This window comes from Enterococcus sp. 3H8_DIV0648 (assembly GCF_002140655.1).
In the GTDB taxonomy this organism is placed as follows: domain Bacteria; phylum Bacillota; class Bacilli; order Lactobacillales; family Enterococcaceae; genus Enterococcus_A; species Enterococcus_A hulanensis.
Genome location: NZ_NGLG01000001.1, coordinates 2,908,945 through 2,934,848, shown reverse-complemented (window position 1 = coordinate 2,934,848; position 25,904 = coordinate 2,908,945). Strand labels below are relative to the sequence as shown.

General features: G+C 42.5%; 24 protein-coding genes. 3 read left to right on the top strand and 21 right to left on the bottom strand.

Annotation, left to right across the window (positions count from 1 at the left end):
* Positions 1-30: 30 nt before the first annotated feature.
* From A5875_RS13550 to A5875_RS13510, 9 genes are all read right to left on the bottom strand, one after another.
* Positions 31-1,008 (bottom strand): alpha-ketoacid dehydrogenase subunit beta, encoded by a 978-nt coding sequence (locus A5875_RS13550; RefSeq protein ID WP_088934089.1) that lies wholly within the window; start codon positions 1,006-1,008, stop codon positions 31-33.
* A 433-nt stretch (positions 1,009-1,441) separates the two neighbouring features.
* Complete coding sequence (locus tag A5875_RS13545; RefSeq protein ID WP_088934088.1) at positions 1,442-2,446, bottom strand: thiamine pyrophosphate-dependent dehydrogenase E1 component subunit alpha; 1,005 nt, start codon at positions 2,444-2,446, stop codon at positions 1,442-1,444.
* A 16-nt stretch (positions 2,447-2,462) separates the two neighbouring features.
* Positions 2,463-3,419, bottom strand: coding sequence for a sugar-binding transcriptional regulator (locus A5875_RS13540; RefSeq protein WP_088934087.1), 957 nt, complete (start codon positions 3,417-3,419; stop codon positions 2,463-2,465).
* Between the two features lie 583 nt (positions 3,420-4,002).
* Positions 4,003-4,275, bottom strand: a complete 273-nt coding sequence (locus A5875_RS13535) for a hypothetical protein (protein ID WP_088934086.1) — start codon at positions 4,273-4,275, stop codon at positions 4,003-4,005.
* A 10-nt stretch (positions 4,276-4,285) separates the two neighbouring features.
* Positions 4,286-5,023: an SDR family NAD(P)-dependent oxidoreductase gene (locus A5875_RS13530; RefSeq protein ID WP_088934085.1), complete on the bottom strand. Its 738-nt coding sequence runs from the start codon at positions 5,021-5,023 to the stop codon at positions 4,286-4,288.
* 58 nt (positions 5,024-5,081) lie between these two features.
* On the bottom strand, positions 5,082-5,360 hold the full coding sequence (locus tag A5875_RS13525) for a PTS sugar transporter subunit IIB (protein ID WP_088934084.1): 279 nt from the start codon (positions 5,358-5,360) through the stop codon (positions 5,082-5,084).
* Positions 5,353-6,765: a PTS galactitol transporter subunit IIC gene (locus A5875_RS13520; protein WP_088934083.1), complete on the bottom strand. Its 1,413-nt coding sequence runs from the start codon at positions 6,763-6,765 to the stop codon at positions 5,353-5,355. The genes A5875_RS13525 and A5875_RS13520 overlap by 8 nt, the downstream gene beginning before the upstream one ends.
* A gap of 74 nt (positions 6,766-6,839) precedes the next feature.
* Positions 6,840-7,304, bottom strand: coding sequence for a PTS sugar transporter subunit IIA (locus A5875_RS13515; RefSeq protein WP_088934082.1), 465 nt, complete (start codon positions 7,302-7,304; stop codon positions 6,840-6,842).
* Positions 7,297-9,438, bottom strand: a complete 2,142-nt coding sequence (locus A5875_RS13510; protein ID WP_088934081.1) for a BglG family transcription antiterminator — start codon at positions 9,436-9,438, stop codon at positions 7,297-7,299. Before A5875_RS13510 ends, A5875_RS13515 begins: the two co-directional genes overlap by 8 nt.
* A 188-nt stretch (positions 9,439-9,626) precedes the next feature.
* On the opposite strand from A5875_RS13510, the gene A5875_RS13505 reads away from it, so the two are divergent.
* Positions 9,627-10,655 carry a zinc-binding dehydrogenase gene (locus A5875_RS13505; protein WP_088934080.1) on the top strand — a complete coding sequence of 343 codons (1,029 nt, stop codon included), beginning with the start codon at positions 9,627-9,629 and terminating at the stop codon, positions 10,653-10,655.
* Between the two features lie 68 nt (positions 10,656-10,723).
* Here A5875_RS13505 and A5875_RS13500 read toward each other — a convergent pair whose 3' ends face one another.
* From A5875_RS13500 to A5875_RS13465, 8 genes are all read right to left on the bottom strand, one after another.
* A complete protein-coding gene (locus A5875_RS13500; protein WP_088934079.1) occupies positions 10,724-11,371 on the bottom strand; it encodes a class II aldolase/adducin family protein in 648 nt (215 codons plus the stop codon).
* Positions 11,371-11,877 (bottom strand): hypothetical protein, encoded by a 507-nt coding sequence (locus A5875_RS13495; RefSeq protein WP_088934078.1) that lies wholly within the window; start codon positions 11,875-11,877, stop codon positions 11,371-11,373. Before A5875_RS13495 ends, A5875_RS13500 begins: the two co-directional genes overlap by 1 nt.
* Positions 11,878-11,902: 25 nt before the next feature.
* Positions 11,903-13,276 (bottom strand): PTS galactitol transporter subunit IIC, encoded by a 1,374-nt coding sequence (locus A5875_RS13490; protein WP_088934077.1) that lies wholly within the window; start codon positions 13,274-13,276, stop codon positions 11,903-11,905.
* 38 nt (positions 13,277-13,314) lie between these two features.
* Positions 13,315-13,599 (bottom strand): PTS sugar transporter subunit IIB, encoded by a 285-nt coding sequence (locus A5875_RS13485; protein WP_088934076.1) that lies wholly within the window; start codon positions 13,597-13,599, stop codon positions 13,315-13,317.
* Between the two features lie 13 nt (positions 13,600-13,612).
* Positions 13,613-14,086: a PTS sugar transporter subunit IIA gene (locus A5875_RS13480; RefSeq protein ID WP_088934075.1), complete on the bottom strand. Its 474-nt coding sequence runs from the start codon at positions 14,084-14,086 to the stop codon at positions 13,613-13,615.
* Positions 14,087-16,030, bottom strand: a complete 1,944-nt coding sequence (locus A5875_RS13475) for a BglG family transcription antiterminator (protein WP_088934074.1) — start codon at positions 16,028-16,030, stop codon at positions 14,087-14,089.
* Positions 16,031-16,297: 267 nt separating this feature from the next.
* On the bottom strand, positions 16,298-18,022 hold the full coding sequence (locus A5875_RS13470; RefSeq protein ID WP_088934073.1) for an ABC transporter permease/substrate binding protein: 1,725 nt from the start codon (positions 18,020-18,022) through the stop codon (positions 16,298-16,300).
* Positions 18,015-19,214 (bottom strand): quaternary amine ABC transporter ATP-binding protein, encoded by a 1,200-nt coding sequence (locus A5875_RS13465; RefSeq protein ID WP_088934072.1) that lies wholly within the window; start codon positions 19,212-19,214, stop codon positions 18,015-18,017. Before A5875_RS13465 ends, A5875_RS13470 begins: the two co-directional genes overlap by 8 nt.
* Before the next feature lie 469 nt (positions 19,215-19,683).
* Here A5875_RS13465 and A5875_RS13460 point away from each other — a divergent pair, with 469 nt between their 5' ends.
* Both A5875_RS13460 and A5875_RS13455 read left to right on the top strand, forming a co-directional pair.
* Complete coding sequence (locus tag A5875_RS13460) at positions 19,684-21,135, top strand: sensor histidine kinase (protein ID WP_088934071.1); 1,452 nt, start codon at positions 19,684-19,686, stop codon at positions 21,133-21,135.
* The gene (locus A5875_RS13455) at positions 21,128-21,820 is read left to right on the top strand and encodes a response regulator transcription factor (protein WP_088934070.1); all 693 of its coding nucleotides are present in this window, start codon (positions 21,128-21,130) and stop codon (positions 21,818-21,820) included. The genes A5875_RS13460 and A5875_RS13455 overlap by 8 nt, the downstream gene beginning before the upstream one ends.
* Positions 21,821-22,040: 220 nt before the next feature.
* On the opposite strand, the gene glf is transcribed toward A5875_RS13455, so the two are convergent.
* Genes glf through A5875_RS13435 form a run of 4 tightly spaced genes read right to left on the bottom strand, consistent with a single transcriptional unit; the run spans position 22,041 to position 25,897 of the window.
* A complete protein-coding gene (gene glf, locus A5875_RS13450) occupies positions 22,041-23,237 on the bottom strand; it encodes a UDP-galactopyranose mutase (protein ID WP_088934069.1) in 1,197 nt (398 codons plus the stop codon).
* 27 nt (positions 23,238-23,264) lie between these two features.
* Positions 23,265-24,308, bottom strand: coding sequence for a lysylphosphatidylglycerol synthase transmembrane domain-containing protein (locus A5875_RS13445; RefSeq protein ID WP_176244677.1), 1,044 nt, complete (start codon positions 24,306-24,308; stop codon positions 23,265-23,267).
* On the bottom strand, positions 24,298-24,861 hold the full coding sequence (locus tag A5875_RS13440; protein ID WP_088934067.1) for a hypothetical protein: 564 nt from the start codon (positions 24,859-24,861) through the stop codon (positions 24,298-24,300). Before A5875_RS13440 ends, A5875_RS13445 begins: the two co-directional genes overlap by 11 nt.
* A gap of 19 nt (positions 24,862-24,880) precedes the next feature.
* Positions 24,881-25,897, bottom strand: coding sequence for a glycosyltransferase family 2 protein (locus A5875_RS13435; RefSeq protein WP_088934066.1), 1,017 nt, complete (start codon positions 25,895-25,897; stop codon positions 24,881-24,883).
* Between the last annotated feature and the right edge of the window lie 7 nt (positions 25,898-25,904).

Below are 25,904 nucleotides of genomic sequence, written 5' to 3'. Positions count from 1 at the left end.
TAATGTCCTGCAAAAAGTTGGACTGACATCCTATGCCATCAATCCACGACAAGCGTCAACAATGTCCTCCACTTGAGGAACCGCTTTCTTCTCAAGCTCTGGATGGTAAGGCATCGGGATCTCTTGGCCGGCTAAACGAATGATCGGTGCGTCTAAGAAATCAAAGCATTCTTCTTCCGCGATAACACTTGCTAACTCAGCACTGAACCCGCTGCGTTTTACTGCCTCAGTCACCACGACCGCTTTACCTGTCTTCACAACAGAATCAATAATCGTTTGTTTATCTAATGGTACCAAGGTCCGCGGATCGACCACTTCGATTTGGATACCTTCTTCTGCTAAAATATCCGCCGCCTCTAGCGCTTTATGCACCATAATCCCTGTTGCCACAACAGAAATGTCGGTTCCTTCGCGTTTTACATCGGCCACACCGATTGGGATCGTGTATTTTCCTTCCGGCACATCCGAGCTCGTTCGATAGCAAAGCTTGTGTTCATAAAACATCACGGGGTTATTATCTTCGATCGCCGCATGCAGCAAACCTTTTGCATCATATGCCGTCGCTGGCTGGATAACCTTCAACCCGGGAACATGAGCGGTCCAGTTTTCCAAGCTTTGCGAGTGCTGCGCCGCCGCACCAGTTCCTGAGCCGCCGGGTGTTCGCATCACCAAGGGAATCTTCGCCTTGCCGCCATACATATAACGAATTTTCGCCGCTTGGTTGACGATTTGATCCAATGCGATTGTAATGAAATCCGAAAATTGAATTTCAAAAATCGGACGCATCCCAGTCATTGCTGATCCAACAGCAGCACCGGCGATCACTGATTCAGAGATCGGCGTCGAACGAATCCGCTCCTCACCAAATTCCTCCACCATGCCGCGGCTGACACCGAAAGCGCCACCATATACCCCGATGTCTTCACCTAACATGAAAATATCTTCATCTTCTCGCATTGCTTCAGACATCGCTTCTCTGACCGCTTCCGCGTAAGTGATTTCTCTCATTATCTGCTTCCTCCTACTTCGTATTAAGGTATTTATTTTTCATAAACCGAAAAATAAGTTCGATTCTCTGCACGTATATCATTCCGCTAAAGTGTTTGTTCTTTTTTTTAGCTTCAACTTCATTTTTCTTTTTTAGCTTTTAACTCTGGGAAAAGCGGAACTGACATCCTACTTCGTATTAAGGTAATTATTTTTCATAAACCGAAAAATAAATTTGATTCTCTGCACGTATATCATTCCGCTAAAATTCCGATAGAAGCTAACTCCTATTTGGGAAATCATTTTTTCAAACCCGTAAAAAATGATTTGATTTTCGTTGCGCATACCATTCTACTAATCTTGCTGAAGCAAGAAGTAGAACTGGCAAAGCAGAACTGACATCCTACTTCGTTTTAAGGTATTATTTTTTACAAATCGAAAAATAGTTCACTTCTTAATCTGAATAAACGTCTTCGTACATACTTTCGATCTCCGGCATTGGGCTTTCTTCCGCAAAGGTCACTGCATCTTCAATTGCTTGTTTAGCTGCTAAGCGAATTTCTTCCGCCTCTTCTTCTGTAAAGAGTCCTGCCGCGACAAATTTTTCCCGCGCCAGTTTGATTGGGTCGTGATTCTTGCGCCAATCTTCTTCTTCTTCCTTCGTGCGGTATTTTTTCGCGTCCGATTTGGAATGTCCCTTCCAACGGTAAGTCATCGCCTCGATCAAGGTTGGTCCTTCGCCGCGACGCGCTTTTTCCACTGCGTCATAGGTTGTATTGATGACTTCGATGACATCATTTCCTTCTATTGTAATGCCTTCGATACCGTAAGCTTTTGCTCGTTCCGATAAACGTTCGACATTCATCATCGTTTTAAACGGTCCGCTCATTCCGTATTGGTTATTTTCAATGAAGAAGACAACCGGCAGAGCCCAAATAGATGCCAGATTCAATGATTCATGGAAGCTGCCTTCATTGGTTGAGCCGTCACCGGCATATGCTAACGCGACCGTATCATTCTTTTTCAATTTTGAGGTTAGTGCGGCACCAGTTGCGATCGGGAAGCCGCCGCCTACGATACCATTAGCGCCAAGATTTCCCGTATCAAGATCGGCAATGTGCATCGAACCGCCTTTCCCGTTGTTCGTACCAGTCGTGCGGCCAAATAATTCCGCCATCATTTCATTGATATTCGTACCCTTTGCGATCGTTTGTCCATGTCCTCGGTGAGTCGCGGTGATCCAATCTGTTTTGCGTAAAACAGCTCCGCTGCCTGCCGCGGTCGCTTCCTGCCCCACTGCTAAGTGGGTTGTGCCATGGATCAAGCCTTTCGCAAATAACTGATCCACCTTCTCATCGAAGAAGCGAATTTCCCACATTCTGCGATAAAGCTCTACCAAGTTTTCATCCGTCAAACCTGCTCGATTAGGAATCGAGATGTTTTTCGTTGCTGTCATCATTTATGCGCCTCCATTTTTATTTATCTTCATCTAGTAACGTCTTAGCTGTCTCTTCATCGGTAATCAAAACATTGACTAATTTTCCTTTTAACGCTGCTCGAATCCCGCTGACCTTTTCTTTGCCGCCAGAAATCCCAATACGCTTTGGAATCTGCTTTAACTCCGCCAGACTGATCGCTAAAACGCGGTCATTCCAAGTGCACTCTGTTAGTTCGCCCTCCTCGTCAATAAAGTTGTAACAAATATCTCCCGACACATTGCCAGCAGATAATTCCTTCCTCAGTGGTACCTCTTCATTTGGCAAATACGCTTTGGTCATCGTGGAATATGCCGGCAAACCGCCGATCCCGACTAATGCGATATCTGCTTTTTTTCCTTTATCAAAAACATTCTTGATAAACGACTGCGCCATGAACACTTTTTTGGCCTCTGCGGAATCTACCGTGATCGGTGCATGTAATTCCAATACTGAACCGCCGCTCTTGCGGGCGAAAATCTCACAGACCACGTTGGCTTGCAGCGCCGTATGCTCTTGTCCCAAACCGCCAACCAGCGGAATAAAACGAACATTCTCCATTTGATTCTTTGGCAAAAAATTCTGCGCTGCCTCATGAACCACCATCCCGGCGGAGACACCAACTGTTTCATCACCTTTTAAAATGCGGGACAAATATTTCCCCGCTGCGATCCCGATGCGTTTATTCAGCATCTCAGCGGCTGCCGGTGCAATACAGATCACCTCAGTCAGTCCATATTTTTCAACTAATTTTTCCTCTAATAGACGGTAAGGATGAACCAGATCATCATGAATAATAATTTCTACTAAGCCTAAGGAACGTGCTTTTGCTAAATACTTGGAAACCAGCGAACGGCTGATGTTGAATTTCTTTGCTACCTCGGATTGCTTGGCGCCTTCTTCGTAATACATTGAAGCGATCTCCGTCAGTAATCGTGCGTCGTCGGAATAACTCATTTTACTTCCTCCTCGTTCGAGCGAAACTTTCTTAAGTGAGTCTGTCTATTATCATATGTTCTTATATTTAACATATGTTACACTGCCATCATAAGAGCCCACGCTGCAAGTGTCAACGCTTTCGCTAAATGATTTTTTTCACAAGCTCATCTTTATCGGATGTTCCAACGACGCGATTCTCGGAACAAATGTCACGTGAATTCACATACGTCTATTTACCGCTGATCCAAGCAAAAAAACGTCATAGTAAAAATCATTTATTATTGGGATCTCACGAATAGACCAATAAGGAGGATTTTCACTATGACTTTTTCCAAATTCTTTCTAATGCACGATAAAAGTCGGAGTATATCTAAATTTCCGTTCGTTGAACCCTTGATCTATCACACAGTGAAGCAGCCGCATTTCAAATAGTTTGTCAGACTGGAGATCAGAATAATGTTCGGTAGGGTTAATCAAGCGCTAAACCCTTACCTCTCATCCCCATCATAATAAATTCCGATATTCGTTTAAAGACAACCTTTTTTCATCATTAATCATGAAAGTACAACTTCCTTGCAGCCAGCGCCTTCCATTCTTCGTTTTACATTTTTTCGATTAATTGCTGGCAGCAGCTGTCCATATTGAACTTCGTAATAAAAGGTGTCCCATCTACAATCGGAATCGCCGTATCAAATTGGGGCTGTCCAATCGCTACGATCGCTGAAATGTCTTCTGCAACTTCTGTTACGTCATAGATACTTTCTCCTGTTACCTCAACTTCCATTCCTTTATCCCGCATAAACTCGCTAATGTAGTTCACTGCGAAATTCCGCTTGTTATCTGAAGTTCCGGCAACGACTAAAATTTTTTTCATAGGCTCTCCTTTAATAGGTTCTTCCACCATCTGCTAATATGATTTGTCCATGAATATAAGAACTTTCCGGACTTGCTAAAAACAATGCCAGATTCGCGATATCCTCTGGCTGACCGATGCGCCGCAGCGGGATCTTTTTCAGCAGCTCCTCCCGACTCGCATCATCAGGGTAAAGGGTATCTAATATATCTGTCTGAATGACTCTTGGTGCAATCGCATTGACATTGATTCCCCTAGGCCCGAACTCTTTTGAAGCAGCCCGCATCAACCCGTGCTGTCCCGCCTTTGAAGAGGCATAATGCATGCCGCCGCCAGTTCCCGTGATCGCCGAGCCGGAAGTAATAAAAATTACTTTTCCAACATCGTCTACAAAGTGATCGCAAAAGGCCTTTAAGGTATAGAAAGACCCGTCCAAATTGATATGCAGGACACGCTGCCATTCTTTGATCGAAATTTCATCAATGGAATGCAAGTAACTGATTCCCGCGTTGATTACTAAAATATCGACTCGTTGAAAATGCGCCAAAACCTGATCGCTGGCCCGCTTTAACGATTCCGGATCAGAAACATCCGTCTTAATGAACAATGATTCTGCATAGTTGTTAGAAAACTCAGCGGCTGTTTGTTCGCCGCTTTTTTGGTCAAAATCCAAAATTACCGTATACGCGCCAGCTTCTGCAAATTTTTTCGCGATCGCTCGACCGATTCCTTTAGCCGCACCAGTAATTACGGCAACTTTTCCTTCCATGAGCTCGCTCCCATTCCTAATTAAGTGTTTTGTTGAGACAAAATCGCCTGCGGCTCCTTTAACTCAAAATATCAATAATTTTCTGTACATCTTCCTCGATCCCGACTCCTGTCAAAAACGACAATGCCCGAATTACCGGAATATCATCGCTTTCATAAGCGGTAGTAGTCACAACTAGATCGGCTCCATGGATTTTTGAAGGCAGCTCGGCAACTTTGCATTGTTCAACTGTCGCTGGAATATTATTTTTTTCCAACTCTTCCTTCACGCGCATGCAAACAACCGTCGATGTCGCCACTCCTGTTCCGCAAGCAATTAAAATATGTTTTTTATTCATTCATCTCAGCTCCCTTGATTGTATTATCTGGATCATCTTTTCCAGTTGGCAGACCATATTGTTTTTTGATGTCATTGCGTGTCCAGAACCATAAAGCTCCGTACATAACTAAGGCGATCATCCCTGCCATAAAGGCCGGTAAATTCGATGGATCGATCAATTTCAGCATGATCCACAAGGTAATATGACAGCTCATATCGATCCCGGAAATCATGGTTGCGCCTTCCGGAAAAGCAAAGCCTACCGCATGTGCCATGGTTGTCGTCAGAGCCCCTAGATTCGTCGCGATGAATAATACGATACAAATGGATGCAACGGAATTCAGCAAGCCTCTAAAAATATTGCCCTTTGAAGCTGCCACTGACCAAATCACTGTAAACGGCAGTACAGCTAAATCAGCAAACGGCAAGAGCCGGTTGAACGGTAAGACAGCCGCCAGTAAAATCGTAATTGGTACCATCAACAAAGCCACAGTGATAATCGCCGGATGAGCGGTCACAACTGCCGCATCCAAACCGATATAAACTTCTTTTCCCGGGAAACGTTTTTGGATAAATGTTTTTGCTCCTTCAGCGATTGGTGACAGACCTTCCATCAATAGGGCCACCATTCTTGGCATCAAGATCATAACTGCTGATGTTTGAACACCTAACTGAATAATAGCTTGAGAGTCATAGCCTGCCAGCAGCCCCATTCCGACACCTAGAACCAAACCGATCATCATTGGTTCACCAAAGATTCCTAAACGGTCCTTTAGATTTTTAGCATTGATATCGATTTTGTTGATCCCAGGAATCTTATCCCACAAACGATTCAGCGCATATGTCAGCGGAGCAAAGTTGACCGTCTCTCCATGGGGCAGCGAGATTCCCGGCAAGCCGAAGAAATGCTCCACTGCTGGTGCAGTCCAATCCGCCAGCTTGAAGATGACGAACGTATTAATCAACGAACAAACAATTGCGATCCAAATCGAGTTTGTCGCGTAATAAATCATCGCTCCCGGAAAAATCAAATGCCAATAATTCCACAAATCCACGTCCATCGTTTTAGTCTGATTAAACCGCAGCAGGATGATATTAAAAATAAAGATGACTGGAATCAAAATAACTGCGATCGGTGTCGCAAACGTTATTGCCGCACCGATGGGCCAACCAACATCTAAAATATCCAATTGCAATCCCAATCGCTCGATCATCGCCTGCGAGGACTTGCCGATCGAATCAGAAAGCAAGCCAATCACCAGATTCAAACCAGTAAAACCAATCCCAACAGTCAAACCAGCACGAAATGACTTACTTAGCTTCTGGCCTAAAACCAGACCGAAAATGGTCAAAATGATCGGCAGCATCGCCGCTGCGCCAAGATCTAAGATATAATTAACTCCCGCTTTAAGCATATCTAACATAGTTTTTTCTCCTTTTTTATAAATGATTTTTTGAAAACGACTAAGCCCTGAGATTCAAACAGAGCACCCAGTCCTCACTGGATCGTCTTCAATAATTCCTCCACCTCAACAACCTTCTCTTTTGATTTTAGTAACTGTAGATTTTTTTCATCCTGACACAACAACATCAATTTCTGCAGCATCACCAATTGGTCCTCCGGCTGTTTGATCGCCAGCATAAAAATAAGTTCTACCTCTAAAAAAACATCCTTGCTTGCCATCATTTCAAACGTGACCGGCTGCTCTAACACACCTACTAAAAAACCTTCCTTTTTTACATGGATCGAATCCGTATGAGGGATCGCCACGTTGATACCTTGTGTCGGCAATCCCGTTGGAAAGACACGTTCACGCTCGATCACCGCATCTTTGTAGCTTTCGTGGACAAAGCCTGCATCAATTAAAACCTTGCTCATTTTCGTCAATAGCGCTGTTTGCTCCTTTTCGTCAAAGGCATAATACAGAAATTTTTGATTTTCATTACTCAGTAGTTTATTCATAAGGAAACCCCATCACTTTATCTTCTAATTTTCTTAACTGAACCATTACCTCTTGTTCGGAACGACACTGATCCATTATTTCTAAAAAATTTTCCGTTGCTAAGATTTCAGTAAAATAATATAGACAGGTTCCGATCGAAACACCTTCCGGCAAAGAGAAAGCGATTACATATTTTACTGGATCATTTTTCTGATGATTAAAGTTTATCGGCTCTTTTAAACGGACAAAGCTCGCGCCGATCTTTTTCGCTCCGTGAGAAAATTCCGCATGGGGAATAGCAACGCCCGGAGAAATAACGATATACGAATCATTTTCGACGACCATCTGGATCATCCCTTGAATGTACTCTTCCGTAATCAACTCATCTGCCAGTAATAATCGGCCGGCTTCTTTAATCGCTGCCTGCCAATCTTCACACCGCCGATCCAGTTCGATACGCTCCACACTCAAGATCGACGTCAAACGACTAACCTCTTGCGGCTCTGCTGTTAAGCGTTCATTCAAGCGATTGAAGGATTCGATATCACTTAAAAAGTTTTGATATTCTCCCGCATCAATGTATTTTTGAATGATTGGCAAGAAATTTTCGATCATCGCTTCTTCTTTAGTAATCAAGTAATCTTGATCGATGAAATGACGCGGCTTGATCTTATACAATGCTTTTTGGATTCGAACGATATCCTGCTCGGTCAAAATCGGATTCACCAGCACAACCGGTGATTGGTCAAACTTCAAAGGAACCGTGCTGACGATCAAATCCTGATCATCCGGCTGAACCTTTTGCAACGCATGAGAGGAATCAACAGAAATCACCGAAATCTGCGGAAATGCCGATAATAATTTCACTTTGATCAATTGGGCCGTCCCGCTGCCGGAATTACAAACGATCCGCAGTCGTATCTGGCCCTTGGAATGCGTGTTGCTGCTGTTTTCTAAGATCGCCATCGCATACATGACAATAAACGATAACTCATTCTGCTGAATATCGACCTCTAAGTAACTTTCAATCTCGCGCAAATTTCGTTTTACGATCTCAAACATTTCTGGATAAGACTGATAGATTTCGTCAAACAAAACATTTACCACGCTGTCATTTAAGGAAAGTCGGTAGATCAACAGCTTTAAATGATTTTCCAGCAGGTCGAATAAATCGCCGTTCAAGTAATACTTGATATCCATCTCCTTCGCCAGATTGAAGATAAACTCATTGATCAAAATCTGGATCTCAATCGAATCAATCTTACGGCCATTATTTTTAATGTAGCTTTTTCTGCGTAAAATCGAGATCAGATACCCTAGTTCCCCCTTAGTCGCTTCGATGGCATACGCTTCCTCGATTTTTTTGATGATTGCTTTGGCAAAACTGGATTTTGAACTCTCCAGCATTCCCTCCAACGTTTCAGAAGTCTCAATATAATGACTAAATTTGATCCGCTCGATCATAATAATCAAATAGCAGATCATCTCCTGATAAGAAAAATCGGATAATTGCAGTTGTTCTTCCTTTTCAGCCTCCATCAACAGCTGGCTGACCGTTTGGTAACGATTATCTGAATCAATGATATCCAGCAATAGGTTTTGAAAAATATTGTTTTCCCAGCCTAAGGCGTAATCATAGCCGTAATCAAACAATCCATTGAAGATAATCAGCTTCGTCATTGCCTTGCGAATCTTTATTTCATCACCGGCGACCTTGTAGCCTTTGCCAATATGAGAAAGTAAAATCAGATCATTCTTAGCAAACCACTTTTTTAATGCCTCGATATCACTCACTAACGTATTGCGGCTCACTAAGAGGTATTCAGAGAGATAGTAAGTTGTCACGTAATCGTGACTAGTAATCAGAAGTAAAGCTAGGATGGTGCGGCGTTCGTCGAGGGTTAAATGATAGTGTTGAAACGATGCATAGGTTTTGAACAGCTCCTTTAGATCGACCTCCTTCGGTATTTGCAGGTAGCCATCTTCTAAATAGATACCTTTATTTCCACCACTGCTTTCCAATTGAAAGTTAATTTCTTTGACGTCATTGCGAATCGTTTGTTCGGAGACCTTAAATAATTTTGCATAATTGGCCAATGAATCTTCTTTTTCATGCAAAATATCCAATAAAATTTTATTGATTCTTCTGTTCATCACTATCACCTCTACACATTTAATTGTATCTCCCCCCTATTATTTCACAAGACCAATCCTTTTTGTTCACTTCTCAAAAGAATTGTGATAGATAGCCGATCAGCTTCTGTGCTACGCTTGGCATACTAAAAAAGATTTATTTTTAATAACATATATTAAATAAAAGAATTAATTAAGGGGGCATTGCATTGAAAGCATTAAGAAAAGTAGCTGACGGGTTGGGTAATATGGAATTATGTGATTTAGACAAGCCACTGCCAAAAGATGACGAGGTCTTAATTAAAGTAATGTTCAGCGGTATTTGCGGTTCGGATATTCATGCCTTCAAAGGAGAATATAACAAACAAATACCACTTACATTGGGTCATGAGTTCATTGGTATAGTTCATGAAAAAGGGGATAAAGTAACAGATCTAACCATTGGAGACCGGGTCGTTAGTGAGACCACCTATCAAGTTTGTGAAAAATACGTCCACTGTTTGGCTCAAGAATACAATCTGTGCAGCCAGCGAAAAGGACTCGGTACGCAAGTAGACGGCAGCTTCGCCACGTTTGTTTTGGCAAAAGCTGAACGCTGTCATAAACTGCCAGATACCATTTCAAATGAGGTCGCTGCCTTGATCGAACCGCTTGCTTGCTGTATTCACGCCGCCATGGAAAAAACACACATTCATCCTAATGAGAAAATCGCCGTATTCGGCCCAGGTCCGATTGGTGTCTTAATGGCATTAGTCGTGAAGTCCTTGGGAGCAGAGGTGACGCTTATCGGTATCTCAAAAGACGCTTATCGTTTAGCCAAAGCCAAGGAGCTGGGTATCGCTCAAGTCATCGACAGCCAAACAATCGAATGGACCGCTTTGCTTGAAGAAAGAACAAATCAGCTAGGCTTCGATCAAGTTTTTGAATGCTCCGGCAGCCCCCAAGCTTTACAGCAAGCTCTGGAGATCGTTAAAAAGAAAGGGATCGTTATTCAAGAGGGGTTGTTCGCAAAAAATCCCGTACCTGTCGATATGAGCCTGCTGCTGAACAAAGAAATCCAACTCATCGGCTCCCGCACCCAAAAGACCAGCTCTTGGCATAAAACGATTGAATGGCTGCAAACCTCTACTATCGATTTGTCACCAGTAATCACGAAAATCCTGCCAATGGATCAGTGGGAAGAAGCCTTCAGGTTAGCGATGAATGGGAAAGAGTTGAAGGTGCTGTTAAAACCCTAATAAGGAAAACAAAAACTGTCTGCCAAAATCGGCAGACAGTTCTCATTACCTATCTATCTAGTAAAAAATCAACTCTTACTCTGTCCATAATCCTTAAATACTTCAACCGCCGTTTGAATCTGCTCCTCATCAAGTTTGGCAATGTCGCCGCCATAAGAATGAGCCACATACAATGTTTTGGCCGCTTCTTCTAAGTAGACAGCTGCATACAGCGCCTCCTTCAAACTTTTCCCTATGGTTACGACACCATGGTTTTTTAGTACGACCGCTAATTGATCGCCGATATGGTCAACGACCGCGTAACCCATGTCGATACTGGCGGCTGAACTATACGGAGCTACATTGACAGGACCTTTTGCGGTATTGGCAAGTGTCGTCACATCACAATCGATTCGATCGACTACTAAACCAATCCCTGTGGCATACGGCTGATGCGTATGGATGACCGCATTAACAGTCGGCATCTGCTGAAAGATATAACGAATAGCGATCGTATCGACACTCGGACGCCGCGCACCTTCAATGACTTCCCCCTCAAGGTTCATCACTAGAACATCAGCGGGAACCATCTCTTCATACATCATTCCGCTGGGGGTAACCAATAATGTTTCCTGATCCACCCGCATACTCACATTCCCGCCAGACAAGGAAATCAATCCATAGCGGTCCAATTTTATTCCTGCTGCGATAATTTCTGCTTTTTCTTTTTCTAACATCAGCTGGCCTCTTTTTTCTTCTTAATCCGCGCGTTATATTCAGTATTGACTCTTCTTGCACGAGCCTTCAATGATTCTGGATGCTTTTCATATTCCAAATCCAGTAATAAGCGAAACAGCTCTTGACCATCATTATAATTTTTTGTATTCAACCAATAGCGCCCTCTTAAAATCCCGCCGCCGTCCATCCGCAAATACATTTTTCCCGCTGACGGAAACTCTCGGATCTTAAAGCTTTTCAGCTGGGTCAGACTGTAATCGTCAATTCGTTTAAAGGAACGCAAGATCAGAGTATCACCTGTTACATCCACTTCTTTTGGTGTGACTTTGGCAACGAGGGCATTCCAAAAACTATAGAAAGCAACGATTCCGACTAACCCCATCAATGCCGGCATCCAATTGATTATGATCGAGCTGACCGCAATGAGGAAAACGATCAATGAGACTACGCCTGTAACTAGGACATCCATGAAATACAATGTTTTATCGTATTCGAACCGTTTCATTCGTCTCTCCCCCTTTATTAAAGAATTAAGCTGCTTCTCCGCCATCATGCAGTTGCGCCGCTTCTTTTTTGATTCGATTGCGATTCCAAATCGCCATGACCACCGCAACAGCAGCCCCAATTCCGGTACCGATATAGCCCAGTCCATTTAAGCGAACGATCGCCCAAGTGAGTGGATTCGCACCATCACAAATCGATGAAATCTGCGATGCCCCTTCCGGCATTTGGAAGTTTACATTGTTGGCAGCAGTCGTGATCATCGGTGCTAAATCCGTGGCGATCCATAGACCAAAAACTAAGACGATTAATCCGACGATCAACCCTCTGAAGCCATTTTCTTTTACGATCGGTGTGATCAATACGAACATCCACGGGATAACTGCCAAATCGGCAAATGGCATCACTGTATTTCCCGGCAATACAACTGCCAAGAAAATCAATAATGGAACTAAGATAAATGAGATCGCTAAAGTAACTGGGTGACCCACACCTACCGCAGAATCAAGTCCAATATAGATTTTTCCGCGATTTTGGAATCTCTTTTGAATAAACTCGCTGGCCGCATCGCTGATTGGGATCAGACCCTCCATCAATAAAGCCGCCATTTTCGGAATCAAGACCAAAACAGCTCCCAGCGAAACACCTAGTGTCAATACGTCGGTCACGTTGTATCCTGCGATAATCCCAATAATAATTCCTAGGAAGGTTCCAACTAAAATCGGTTCGCCGAAAACACCAAAGCGCTTTTGAACAGTATCCATATTAATGTTGATGTTTCTTACTCCAGGAATCAGATCGATCAATTTATTGATCACCATCGCGATCGGTGCATACGCGGTCGTGAACCCATGGGGAAGCGAAACACCCGGCAGATCCAGTGATTTTTCCACCTCCGGAGCGGTAACATCTCCCAAAACCATAATAATAATCATATTTACGACTGCCGCAACAATCCCTAACCACAAAGTATCGGTAATGATCGCTACTAATGCCCCGGTAAAGGCAAAGTGCCAATAATCCCAAATATCTACGTCAACTGTTTGAGTCGTGTTGGTCAGCAGCATCAAAATATTGACCAATAATCCTAACGGGATGATGATCAGTCCAACTGTCGAACCCATCGCGATCGCCGCAGAAGCCGGCCATCCTACATCGATCGTCGACAAACTGAGACCGTAGCGATCAACCATCGCCTGCACAGCTGGCGAAAGACTGGTTCCTAACAACGAGTTGATGACCAAGTTCAACCCAATAAAGCCGACCCCAACCGTCAGACCTGCCCGAAGGCTTTTCCCAACGCCAGTTTGGAAGGCACAACCAATGATAAAAATGACAATTGGCATTACAACGGATACACCCAACCCCTGAATAAATTGAAACACTTTAATAATAGTATCCATGATTATTCCCTCTCTTTACTCGTATTATTTTGTGCAGCTTACTGTTCCATCAACTCTAAAATGCGATCGATCGTCGGTTTGGTATTCACACCAGTCAAAAAGCATACGCCCGAAACAGATTCACAGTCCAAATCTTTAGGGATCACCGTTGTGGAGATCAAAAAATCATAATTAGATGCTTTGTTAGGCGCTTCGGAGATCTTGCATTGCGTAATTTTGTATTTGCCTTTATAACCATTTTCATCCAATAATTTAGAAATTTTTCCATTGACCGCTGTTGAAGTCGCGATCCCTGAACCACATGCTAGTAAAATATTTTTCATTTTTTCCACGTCCTTAATTTAAATTCTGTTTCATTTTTTTCACGGCTTCCGCTGCCGATTTTGCTTGAATAATTGCTAAGACCTTTTCGTCTGTTTGAAACATATCGATCAATGCCTGTAAAAATTCCAATTGCTTTTTCGGTTCCTTGATCGCCAGCATAAACATGATTTTTACCGGAACTAGGACCTCCGGGGAACCCATCATTTCAAACATCACCGGCTGCTTTAAAATACCGATCGCCATCGATTGCTTGAAGACATATTCTGAATCGGTGTGAGGAATCGCAACCCCGATATGCTCCAGGGGCAAGCCGGTCGCGAATTCTTTTTCCCGCTCTTGAATCGCCAAGCTGAATGCTCCATTAACACACTGATTTTCCTCAAGACGATCGGCTAATGCTGCCAATGCTGAAAAATTATCCGGCTCGTCCATTTCCAAATCTACCAAATGCTCGTCTAAGTACATTTCATCCCAAAAATCAGCCACCTAAATTGCACTCCCTTCCCCCATCACTAAATCCAAAAGTGTCTGTTTGTCTGTTACTTGTATCAGCTTTTCAACATTCTCCTCCTTCTCGATAAACTCAAGTAAGCCGGTAATTTTGCTCTTGGCCGCATCGATATCCGTATCCGAAATGGCGAAAAATAGAATCACATTGACATTGTTGATGCCCCAATTTATTTTCTTATCCAATGTCATGATCCCGATCGAGGTTTGATTGACTTCACTCGGGTCCGCATGGGGAATCGCAACACTGACAGAAAAACTAGTATCGCCCAACTTCTCCCGGACCCAAACAGATTCACCGAAATTCTTTTTCGCAATCCCCAGCTTCTGGTATTGTTGGATCATGAAATTCAAGCACTCTTCCTTATTCTCCACATGCTGCTGCAGAAAAATAAGTTCGGGATTGATCCATTGATTTTGAACCTGCGCCTTTTCTTTTGCAGTCGCGTTGTAGCGTTTGTAATAGGTATGGACAATGCGGCTGATCTCTTCGTCTTTGATCATCGGAGAAATGTATACGACATTTTTGGCCTTTAAGCTGGTATCAGTAGTCACAACGACATCCCGCGAATTTAATGTCACCTGCGCGAAATCTTTTGTCGTCATTTGAATCACCTTGTCCGTATGAGGAATGATTCGCCGAATTTTCGTATAAATCAAATCACCAGTAATCAGCCCGCGCGAAAGAACCACATAAATATTGCGGAAGCTCACACCATACTTTCGTTCCAAAGAAACTTGAAAATAAATCACCAGAAAAGAAATCTCATCACCAGTAATTTCGATTGAAAAACGTTGTGCGATACTGCTGGTGGCGTAACACATCATGGAATACAACAATAAATAGCGGTTTTTGATTTCCTCCATAAAAGGATTCTTGATCAAAATATTGCGACGCAGACGATAGATCATCGGTACGATATGAGTCATCAGCGAATCATGTAATTCCTGATCACCGGAAAAATCAATATTCAGCAAATTGCCTAAATCGGCCATCAATTCTTCTACCGCTTCTTGATAACAATCGCTATACTGCTTCGCTGATTTGTAATAGGGTTTTACATTCATGGCATAGAGTGTTTCAGATAAATGATAAATATCGGGGTACCAAAGCTCGATCGAACTGTTAGCAGAAATGAAGGCGCAGATTTCATAGGTTTGAGTGTAAAGCGCCAAATCTTCTAATTCGTTTTTCTTCTTTTCTTCGATTGTCATATGACAGCCCTTATCTGCTCGAGTAAGCAAACATAAAAATGTAAGAAAAATTGCTGAAAAATACTTATCTGAAATATCGCTATAAAACATATCCGAAAACTTCTCCAGCGTGTCTTTGACTAGCTGAATCCGTGTCTCCGGAAAATAATTACTCAATTGGATCAGCAGCTCATCATTATTGACCAGCAAAGTATCAGGAAACTTCGTCATCAGAAAATTTTGATAGGATTGTTGAATATCCGCCTCTGCTCCTTTGAGTGCAACTTTGCGTTTGCTTTGACAAATCTTAACTTCAAAACGACGCAGATAACGCTGCAAATAATCCAAATCCTTTTTAAGTGTTGAATCAGAGATAAAAAAATCGATTTCCAAGCCTTCTAACAATCGGCCTTCTGGGTTCAGAAATAATTGACGAAAGATCGCTTCTCTTCTGCCCAATACGTCATAAACATCCACGCCATTTTCCACTGAAATATCGGCAATCTGACTGATTTTCCCGTCAATGCCAACTAATTTAATCCCGTGCCGCGGAACCTTGACGATCTCAATCTCTTTTTTTACCAGTTCCTTGTTCAAAAAATTCACATCATTCAAAATCGTTCTTGCCGAAACCTCCAGCTTCTCACTAAAATAATCCGTCGCTTTGTAATCGCTTTCAGAAAGAAGTAATGATAATAACTGATTCCGACGCCGCATGCTTTTTTCCATTTTCACACCTCCTCGTTTTGAAATAATCATTTTCCAAGAGAAAAATGGGTTGCCATAAATCATTTAACTAGACACTCTCACTATCTCTTATATTCATCATAGTCAATTTCCTTCTTTGTTAAAAGGCATCCCTTTTTCATCATTAATCATGAAAACGGTAATTAATGGGAATCACTCTTTTTTGAAAAGATTTATGAAAGTTGAGCGTTCAAGAATTTTAGACAAAAAAATTGCTGATCCCCATGGACCAGCAATTTTCTGCTTCGACTATTTCTTCCACTCATCGACTTCTTTTTGATGGTCTTTGATCCAGTCTTTGGCTGCTTGAGATGGATCTGTTCCTTCATTGATGGCGAGCATGACATTTTCCATATCCTTTTGGTTCCAATGGAAATTATCCAATACTTTATAGGCTTCAGGTTGGTCTTCCTTCAGTCCTTTACGTGCCATCGTATGGATCGCTTCTTCTGATCCCATTGCCCCTTTTGGATCTTCCAAATATTTCAATCCATATTTAGCAAACATCCAATGCGGCGACCAGCCGGTAATGACGATCGGCTGTTTCTTTTTGATTGCTTGACCAAGTGCGACGGTCATAGCACCTGATGATGAGGTTGAGACTTTCCAATCTGCTAAGTTTGGATAAGCCTTCAAGGTATTTTCAGCTGCGTTCACAACTCCTGCCCCAGGCTCGATTCCCGTGATCGTTTTATTGGCTTGATCACTTAAATCTGCGATCGAGTTTACGTCCATATAATCTGGAACGACGATGCCGACCTTAGCACCTTTCAGATTGACACCCAAATCATCGACTTGATCTTTGTATTGAGCAAATTGTGATTTGTGAGTGTTTGGCAGCCAAGCAGCTACCATTGCATCCGATTCGCCTTTTGCGACAGATTCCCACATGATCGCATTGTCTAATGGTGTCATGTTGACGTTGTAGCCCATTTCTTTTAAGACTTCGCCGACTACATGGGTGGATGCAACTTCTGTATCCCATTCCACGTAAGTTAGGTTGATCGTTCCTTTGTTTTCGTTAGATGATCCGCCGAAGCCAAAGGAAGCCAGTAACACAATTGCCGCTACGACACCTGCTGCAATCCCGATTTTTTTCTTTTTCGTTTTCGGCATTTTTTCAGCCGCTTGTTGTTTTGGTTTATTGATGTTTTGCGTGAAGCGGTCAATAATGATGGCTAAAATGACTAATGCCAAACCATTGACAAAGCCATTCCCAACCTGCGCACGCTGCAACGCTGACAGTACACCGCGACCCAAACCGGGAGCTCCGATCATTGACGCGATCACGACCATTGATAGAGCAAGCATCGTTGTTTGGTTGATCCCTGCTAAGATCGTGCTTTTTGCTAACGGCAATTCTAATTTAAATAATTTTTGACGCCCTGTTCCACCAAATGAATCAGAAGCCTCCACCAATTCTTTCGGAATTTGGCGAATCCCTAGGTTAGTAAAACGTACAGTTGGCGGCAAAGCAAAAATCACTGATGCGAAAACCCCGGGAACCATTCCGATTCCGAAGAAGGCAACGGCTGGGATCAAGTACACGAATCCCGGCATCGTCTGCATGAAGTCCAAGATCGGCGTGATGATCTTTTTCGCTGTCTCATTTTTCGCCATCAAGATACCTAATGGTACCCCGATGATGATTGACAGTAGACTAGATAAAAGCACCAAAGTAACTGTGCTCATCAAGTCGATCCATAGACCTTGATTGTAAATAAATAATAAGCCGATCAGAGTAAAACTCGTCAGTCCCCATTTTTTATTGGAGATAAAAAAGGCGGCGACCGTTAAGATAAGTATCAATAATAAGGGCGGAATCATCGTTAACAGATTCGTCATCCCATCCATCAAAAATTGTCCTGCATGCTGCAACGCTGAGAACAGTCCTGCAAATGTTCCTGTTAACCATTCTGTAAAACTTTCAACCCAATCTGCGACGGGCAAAGCTTGCTGTAAAAAATTAAACATTCAATTTCACCTCTTCTGTTTCTGTATCTGCCAACGCTTCTAAGACACTGCCGCGAATAACGACGCCGACTAAACGGTCGCCTTCGACTACGGCCAGCGGTGCCGGCGAATCAAAAATCAGATTGAAAATGTCAGTAACCAGCATATCCTTAGGGATGCGGCGGACATTTTTATCGATGACTTCTTTCAGTGTTAAATTGTTTTTGCGAGCCTCTAATGCCTTATCGGCTGTAAGACTCCCCTTCAGCTTACGCTTGCGGTCCACAGCTAAAAGCATGCTGACTTCTTCTTTGCGCATCCGATTCAACGCAACATTCGGTCCATCAACTTCGATATTCGTCGTCAAAGCAGGTACCATGATGTTTTGGGCAGTCAAGACCTTCGAACGATCCACGTCCTCAACAAAGTCTCTGACATATTGGTTTGCTGGATGGGTTAGGATTTCTTCTCCTGTACCGATCTGCATGATCTGTCCGTCCTTCATCAAAGCGATTCGATCACCGATACGCAAGGCTTCATTCAAATCATGGGTAATAAAGATGATCGTTTTTTGCACGTTTGATTGCAGATCCAATAATTCATCCTGCATCTCACGACGAATCAATGGGTCCAAGGCCGAGAAAGCTTCATCCATTAATAAAATCTCTGGATCATTGGCTAAAGCCCGCGCTAAACCGACCCGTTGCTGCATCCCACCGGATAATTGACTAGGATATTGATCCTTAAATGTTAATAAGCCCGAGTTTTCTAAGGCCTTCTCTGCCTTAGCTTGACGTTCCGCCTTAGACACGCCTCGAACTTCAAGACCGTATTCTGTATTTTCTAAAATCGTCCGATGAGGAAACAAACCAAAATTTTGAAAAACCATATTGATCTTATGACGACGCACTTCTCGCAGTGCTTCTTTGTCCATTTTGGCAATGTCTTCTCCATCTATGTAAATCTCACCAGAAGTTGGATCGATCAAGCGATTTAATAAACGAATCATTGTGGATTTTCCGCTGCCGGAAAGCCCCATAATGACAAAAATTTCTCCTTCATTGACTTCAAAACTTGCATCATATACACCGACAGTTGCACCTGTTTGTGCTAAAATTTCGTTCTTGTCGCGATTCTCTTGAATCATCGCAAGGGCTTGCTGGTGCTTCTTGCCGAAAATTTTAGTCAGATGTTCTACCTTAACTTTACTCAAAAAAATATCCTCCTCTAAAAAAGTGACCATACCACCTTAACACCATGTGGTCACTTTTGTCAAAGAAGATGCTGAAAATTTTCAGTAAATCACGAAGCTCATTCACCAATTTAAATATATCGATCATTCGATATATTTTAACAGGCTACATACGCTAGTCCCCCAGCTTTTCCCTTCGCTAGTTTAACAACTGTTAACTATTTCGTGCGACATATTTATACCTTTTTGTTTACCCTCTAATAAGGAAGGCAAAAGAAGTTTTCTGATCAATCCTTTCACACACTGAATTGCAATCGGCAATCTGATAATAGGTCCTTTAAGTCCGGTTTTGCTGCTTGCTGGCAAAAGCATTAAACCCTATTCTGACCAAGCCGTGAAAAATGACGAAAACTTTTTACGCTTATCTCGTTAAAAAGGTGAAATAGGCAGTGCATATTTCGTATACTGTTAAAAAAGGGGGGTGAAGGGCGTGACCATTCGACGACGACTGATTTTTTCCAACATCTTAATGATCATCATACCGATATTGTTATGCTTGTTGTTATCAACAATCTTTATCAATATCATTCTTAACTATGCAGGCATAGAGGGCAATCTTCATTCAAGGAGCAATGATGTGTTCTACCAAACAGTCGCGGAAATGAAAAGCCTATCAACAGAATGGAAATATGCTGACGAGGAAAAAATCAAAAGTGAGCTTGCTTCCTTCGATCTTCCTCAAAAAAGCAAGGCTGTTTCGATCGCTCTGTATGAAGGAAATAAGGAGCTTTATCAAGACGGCAATTTCACCACATCGCCTCTCACTACTTTGGCTCAGGAGAAAGATAAGAGCCGCGGCCATTATACTATCGATAATACTGCTCTTTTTACTGTTCAAGCCGGACAGTATCGCGTTTATCTTTATAACAAAGATCATGATTATGATAAAGACAATCGTTTTGATCTAATCAACCAAACAATCAATCCTGGCGTATTATTTGCTATATTCATTCTCTTTGCGATCGTATTAACAAATGGAATCTTGACAAGGTTCGTTTTTCGCAGCATCATCAATCCTTTGAACATCCTCGTCAATGGTGTCCATAAGATCAGGGACGGAAACTTAGATTATCGGATCACCTACGAAGGAAAGGATGAATTTGCCGAAGTCTGCAATGATTTTAATGAGATGGCAAGGCAGCTGCAGGAGTTAATCGAAGCCAGAAAAAAAGACGACGAGAACCGGCGAGAACTTGTGGCTGGAATTTCTCATGATCTTCGCACCCCCCTGACATCGATAAAAACGTATGCAGAAGGACTGGTTGAGGGTGTTGCCGCTACGCCACGACTGCAAAAAGAATACCTGGAAACAATCATTTCCAAAACAGATGACTTAGAACACATCGTTCAACAGCTCTTTCTCTTTTCAAAGCTGGATATTGGCGAGTTTCCCTTTTCTGAAGAGATCTTCGATATCGGTTTAGCTCTGGATAGTTTTGCAAAAGGAGCCGCAGAAGACTATGGAGAGAACATGACCGTCACATTGGAGAATACGACCCACCAAAAATATGTCGAAGCCGATCCTGTTCAATTGCGGACTGTTTTTACAAACCTATCAGAAAATGCATTAAAGTATGGAGCAGAAAAGGATAACCAATTACTGATAAAATCCTATCAGGAGAATGATCATATCACGATTATCTTTCAGGACAACGGACCCGGAGTATCCGAGGATTCCTTAAACAAGTTGTTTCAAATATTCTATCGCGGGAATAAGGCGCGCACTAGTACTGGAAAACGGAATGGAAATGGTCTGGGGTTAGCCATTTCAGCTAAGATTATCCACCGCTTTTCAGGAACGATTCAGGCGGAGAACGGACCAGAAAATGGACTAAAAATCATCATCACATTACCAGTATTGGAGGGGATCGAGAATGGATAAAGTATTGATCATTGAAGATGACAAGGCAATAGCAAAAATAGAACAGGATTTTCTCACAATTAATGGGTATGAAACAAAAGTGGTCATGAACGGTCATTTAGGCTTGGAAGAGGCCCTTTCCAATTCTTACGATCTGATTTTACTGGATCTAATGCTGCCTGATATGGATGGGGTGGAGATATGCAAGCAGCTGCGGGAAAAACTCTCCATTCCTATTTTAATGGTAACTGCCAAGGTAGAAGATGCGGATAAGATCATGGGACTCGGTGTCGGTGCTGACGATTACATTACAAAGCCCTTCTCAGCAATGGAGCTTGTGGCTCGGGTGAAAGCAAACTTAGCTCAGTATGCACGTGCCTCTCAGCAAAATACCTCAGCCGTTTCTGAAGTTTTAGATTATGGGAAGTTTAAACTAAATACCAAAACAAGACGCGTTTTTGTCGATAACATCGAAGTGGAGTTTAAAAACAGAGAATATGAGCTACTCCTTTTTCTAATGTCTAATCCTGAGATTGTTTTTACTCGAGAAGCTCTTTACGAAAAAATTTGGGGACTGGATGCAATCGGCGATAGCCGAACCGTGGCGGTCCATCTCAGCAGACTGCGAGAAAAAATCGAAAAAGATCCCGCCAACCCGCAGCATATCCAAACTGTCTGGGGAGCGGGTTATCGCTTTCGACCATAATTACTTTATAGATCCCTGCTGCAGCGAAATGCTCTTCAGCTTGGATCTTTGCTTTTTTCCAGACCTATTCCTTTGCAAAAGCATAAAAACTGCTTGATTTCGGTCACGAGTTTTTTATCATTTTTTACATCTAATTTTTATCGGACGCTCGAACAATGATTATCGTTTGTTCAAGCAAAAAAGTACTGTTCAGACGAAGTCTTGCAGTACTTTTTGATTTTTACCTATTACTCGCGATGAATGATCCGCTATCTAATTTCATGATAGCTGCTGAAAGCTGCAAAGCATATTCAATCACTTCATCCATATTAAAATATCTATATTGCGCTAATCGGCCGCAGAGATAAAGATTTTCCCACGTGATCAGCTTGTTCCGATAGGCTTCGTATTGTTTTCGATTCGCCGCCGTTTCGATCGGATAGTATGGCTCAAGTTTATCCTTGCCAGTATAGGCACTAGGATATTCTTTTAAAATTGCAGTAACCCCTTCCTTGACTTGACCGGTCAATTGTTTAAATTCTGTGATTCGTGTAAATTTCTCCTCATTCGGATAATTAACGACTGCTGCCTTTTGAAATTGCGTTTTTTTGATGGTTTCAAAAGACAGGTCCAGTGAACGATACTCTAACCGGCCAAAGTGATAATTCAACAGCTGGTCTGGTGCCCCCGTATAGATCACCGGACCTTTAAATACTTCTCCTTCAAATAGAATACGCCCTTCAGCTTCTAGTCGAAGAGCCGCATCAGCGGAAACTCCTAATCGACAGACAATATTCTCGTGATTCAGTATCTGCTTGAACAGCTCCGTATAACCATTCTTAGGCATAAACTGCAGCTCGTCTTGAAAATAGCGATCATCATAACTCAATAAAACGGGGACTCGATTGATTACTGCGGAGTCCACTTGCTCGACAGGAATTCCCCACTGCTTTGCTGTATAGTGGACAAAAACATTTTCAAAAATAAATTCGCCTAATTCTGCCAGCTCTTCATCTTGATGACCCGTCAGTTCTGAAACAGTGATCCGTTCCTTGTTTGGGAAGGCCTGAATAAGCCTTTTCTTCAACCGTTGAGCCGTCTTACTGGGAAACAGCGTATCTATCGAAGTAAAGTTGAAGGGGATCGGTACTTCTTTCCCTTTGATTCTTCCTAAAACACGGTGTTCATAAGGCCGCCAATCAGTAAAGCGGTCCAACCAGTTAAAAACAGTCTGATTATTCGTATGAAAAATATGCGGTCCATACCAGTGAATCATCAAGTCATTCTTGTCCGGTCCATCGAACATATTTCCGCCAATATGCTGTCGCTGCTCTAAAACTAAAACCTTGAATCCTTTTTCGGCGAATTCTCTGGCACAAACAGAGCCCGCAAAACCCGCCCCTACTACTAGTACATCTGGTCTATTTCTTTTTATCATCTAAAATCAGCTCCTCTAGTCATTTCTTTAAATTAAAAAATCACGATATTCCTTTTTTACGGTTTTACCTTTTGAAAAGTGAACCCCAGCGAAAATAGCCGCACTCACGATCATGAGCAGATAAAAACTGAGTCCTCTTGAGATGCACAATGCAGCAGGCAGCAGCTTATCGCTAAAAACAGCCGCAAAAACCGTTGTAAAAACAAATTCAGCTACCCCCATAGAGCCTGGCAGCGGCAGCAGATCGATTGCCAAAGTGACGGCCGCCTGCAAAGCCATCAAGGACAGTATTCCCACACTTGAAAGCCCCAATCCCCGATAAATAATCCAAATCAATAGAAAAGGCAGACACCGTTGAATAAAGGTCATTAATGCAACCGAAAGCAATGTGGTTTTATGTTCACGAAAAAAACCGATAACCTGTTGATATTCTGCAATTGCAGAAAGCCATCTCGTTTGCCGCTCCGGCGATTCTTTCAAAATACGCATAGCGGTCAAAAGTCTCTCGATTTTTAAGATCAGCTTTTCCGCATAAAGCGGACGGAGCATAATAAATATCAGCAAGACAACCACAAAACTATTTAGTCCCAACCCAAGGTAAAACAACCACAGAAAATCACCGAAGTAAGCCGCGAGTCCTGTTGCCCAGAAAAGACTGAGCCCCGCTCCAATGCTTACCATCACCAGCTTATACAAAACAGCGAGTATCATCAGCACAGGCATACTCGCAGAGACCTTGATACCTGCGCGCTTCATGTAATAAATCTGCATCGGTTGTCCGCCTGTCGCTGAAGGAGTAATTCCTGATACAAAAAAACCAATGAACGACCAACTGATACATTGATACAATCCGATCCCCTTTTGAAAAGAGCGCAATAAATGCCAAATCATCACACCTTCTAAAATGACAAACAAGAGAACCGACAAAATACCAAGCGTCAGCCACAAAAGACTCATCTCTGATAAAGCCGAAACCACTGCAGGAAGATCATTCGATTGAAGAAAAGTACTCACCGTCAGTATGATTAGTAGCAACAGCAGAACGATGCTGAGTTTATACTTACCAAGCATGCCCCTTCGCCTCCTTCTGCTGAACTTGATAACTGAGATATTTGGAAAATGATCCCTCATAAATCTGCTCAAACTGAGTCAATTCATAGAAATCTCTCGGTGTTACAAGCGAAAAATGTTTATCAAATAAAGAAATTGCTTGTTCATCAAGCAGCTTTGCTAAAAATGAAGAACACGTATAATGATTCTTTTGATGAAAAGGACGGTTCAACATTAAAAAAGGCAGCCCAACAAGGCAGTAGTGAATCCTCCAGCGTATTTCATAGCATGCTTCCAGTTCTTTTTGAATCCTTTCCTTTTGTTCAATTGAACAAGGCAAACGAATGATCCTGTAAGACGCTGTAGGAAATTTGCGTAGAATCTTTTCTGAATCTTCTCTAACAAATCCGGCAAAATAGGGAATTGCCGGATTTCTTCGGTTGACACTATACGCTTGTTCAAATGCTTCATCCAATGCGAGGACAACGTGGCAATAGTCAATGCCAATGACTTTTTTAATAATGCTTGCGAAAAGTCCCGGTGTATCCACTAACGCAATATAAACTTCAGCCATTTACAGCCCTCCTTTTCAACTATTGAAATTTAATGACCGTTTTGGCTGCTCGGTAGCCCGTAACCGTCGCAAGCCCCCCGATTTTCCCAGGAAGATAAGTCAGTCCGCCGACAGTTTGCAGCCGTAATTTCCAATATAGCTTCCGGTTGATATTCTTGATGTGGTTCCATAATTCCTTGCGTTTAGCCAAAGCTTCATCTGTCCCGATCAGCAACAAATGGATCGAAGAGATAGCCAACATAATCGAGATATTCCTCATCATATACGTAGATAGCTTCGAAACCTCCACAGCGGCAAGATCGGTACATTCGGAGACGATTTTCGTCACTTTGATTTGCTGATCGATCCGCTCCATCATGACGCTTTCGTTGATAGACTGATCATCACGACCAATGAAATAATGGTACAAATCAACGTCTAAATAGCAGATTTTTTTCACATAAGGCAGCGGTTGATAAGCGAATAGATTATCCACATAAAAAGTATTCAACGGCAGCTCTACACCGCTCTTTCGCAGAATTTCAGTATTGAAAATCAGCGCATGCATAATCAGGTATTGAGAAGGCGTAAAGCGTCCGATATTTTCCCATCCGCAAATCTCGTTTGCCTCAAAAACATTGCGATAATCCACCGTATGCTGCTTCTCATCATATAAATGGTCATAGACATAGTTGCAGACGATCATATCGACTGTGAGTTGATTTTCTTCCCAGTTCTTCATCTGGGAAAGGACGGAAGCAAGGCCTGTAATGTCTAGCCAATCATCGGAATCCACCACCTTAAGATACCGACCTGTGGCATGAGCCAAGCCGGCATTGACGGCTCCTCCGTGTCCTTTATTTTCTTGATGCACTACTTTTACGATCGTCGGATGAGCCGCAGCATAGCCATCAGCAATCGCTGCAGTATCATCGGTGGACCCGTCATTTACGATAATAATCTCTACATCCTCTCCCCCTGCCAATAATGTGTCCACACAGCGGGCCAAATAGTCCTGAGAGTTATAACTTGGTACTACAAATGTTAAATGTTTCATCTTTTTT

Coding starts and splice junctions, on each gene's coding strand:
- A5875_RS13455 (WP_088934070.1), top strand. CDS start 21,128: ATGGATAAAGTATTGATCATTGAAGATGACAAGGCAATAGCAAAAATA.
- A5875_RS13470 (WP_088934073.1), bottom strand. CDS start 18,022: ATGTTTAATTTTTTACAGCAAGCTTTGCCCGTCGCAGATTGGGTTGAA.
- A5875_RS13540 (WP_088934087.1), bottom strand. CDS start 3,419: ATGAGTTATTCCGACGACGCACGATTACTGACGGAGATCGCTTCAATG.
- A5875_RS13535 (WP_088934086.1), bottom strand. CDS start 4,275: ATGAAAAAAATTTTAGTCGTTGCCGGAACTTCAGATAACAAGCGGAAT.
- A5875_RS13440 (WP_088934067.1), bottom strand. CDS start 24,861: ATGGCTGAAGTTTATATTGCGTTAGTGGATACACCGGGACTTTTCGCA.
- A5875_RS13475 (WP_088934074.1), bottom strand. CDS start 16,030: ATGGAAAAAAGCATGCGGCGTCGGAATCAGTTATTATCATTACTTCTT.
- A5875_RS13445 (WP_176244677.1), bottom strand. CDS start 24,308: ATGCTTGGTAAGTATAAACTCAGCATCGTTCTGCTGTTGCTACTAATC.
- A5875_RS13530 (WP_088934085.1), bottom strand. CDS start 5,023: ATGGAAGGAAAAGTTGCCGTAATTACTGGTGCGGCTAAAGGAATCGGT.
- A5875_RS13435 (WP_088934066.1), bottom strand. CDS start 25,897: ATGAAACATTTAACATTTGTAGTACCAAGTTATAACTCTCAGGACTAT.
- A5875_RS13520 (WP_088934083.1), bottom strand. CDS start 6,765: ATGTTAGATATGCTTAAAGCGGGAGTTAATTATATCTTAGATCTTGGC.
- A5875_RS13495 (WP_088934078.1), bottom strand. CDS start 11,877: ATGAAACGGTTCGAATACGATAAAACATTGTATTTCATGGATGTCCTA.
- A5875_RS13490 (WP_088934077.1), bottom strand. CDS start 13,276: ATGGATACTATTATTAAAGTGTTTCAATTTATTCAGGGGTTGGGTGTA.
- A5875_RS13510 (WP_088934081.1), bottom strand. CDS start 9,438: ATGAACAGAAGAATCAATAAAATTTTATTGGATATTTTGCATGAAAAA.
- A5875_RS13525 (WP_088934084.1), bottom strand. CDS start 5,360: ATGAATAAAAAACATATTTTAATTGCTTGCGGAACAGGAGTGGCGACA.
- A5875_RS13545 (WP_088934088.1), bottom strand. CDS start 2,446: ATGATGACAGCAACGAAAAACATCTCGATTCCTAATCGAGCAGGTTTG.
- glf (WP_088934069.1), bottom strand. CDS start 23,237: ATGATAAAAAGAAATAGACCAGATGTACTAGTAGTAGGGGCGGGTTTT.
- A5875_RS13500 (WP_088934079.1), bottom strand. CDS start 11,371: ATGTTAGAAAAAGAAAAAGCAGAAATTATCGCAGCAGGAATAAAATTG.
- A5875_RS13515 (WP_088934082.1), bottom strand. CDS start 7,304: ATGAATAAACTACTGAGTAATGAAAATCAAAAATTTCTGTATTATGCC.
- A5875_RS13550 (WP_088934089.1), bottom strand. CDS start 1,008: ATGAGAGAAATCACTTACGCGGAAGCGGTCAGAGAAGCGATGTCTGAA.
- A5875_RS13485 (WP_088934076.1), bottom strand. CDS start 13,599: ATGAAAAATATTTTACTAGCATGTGGTTCAGGGATCGCGACTTCAACA.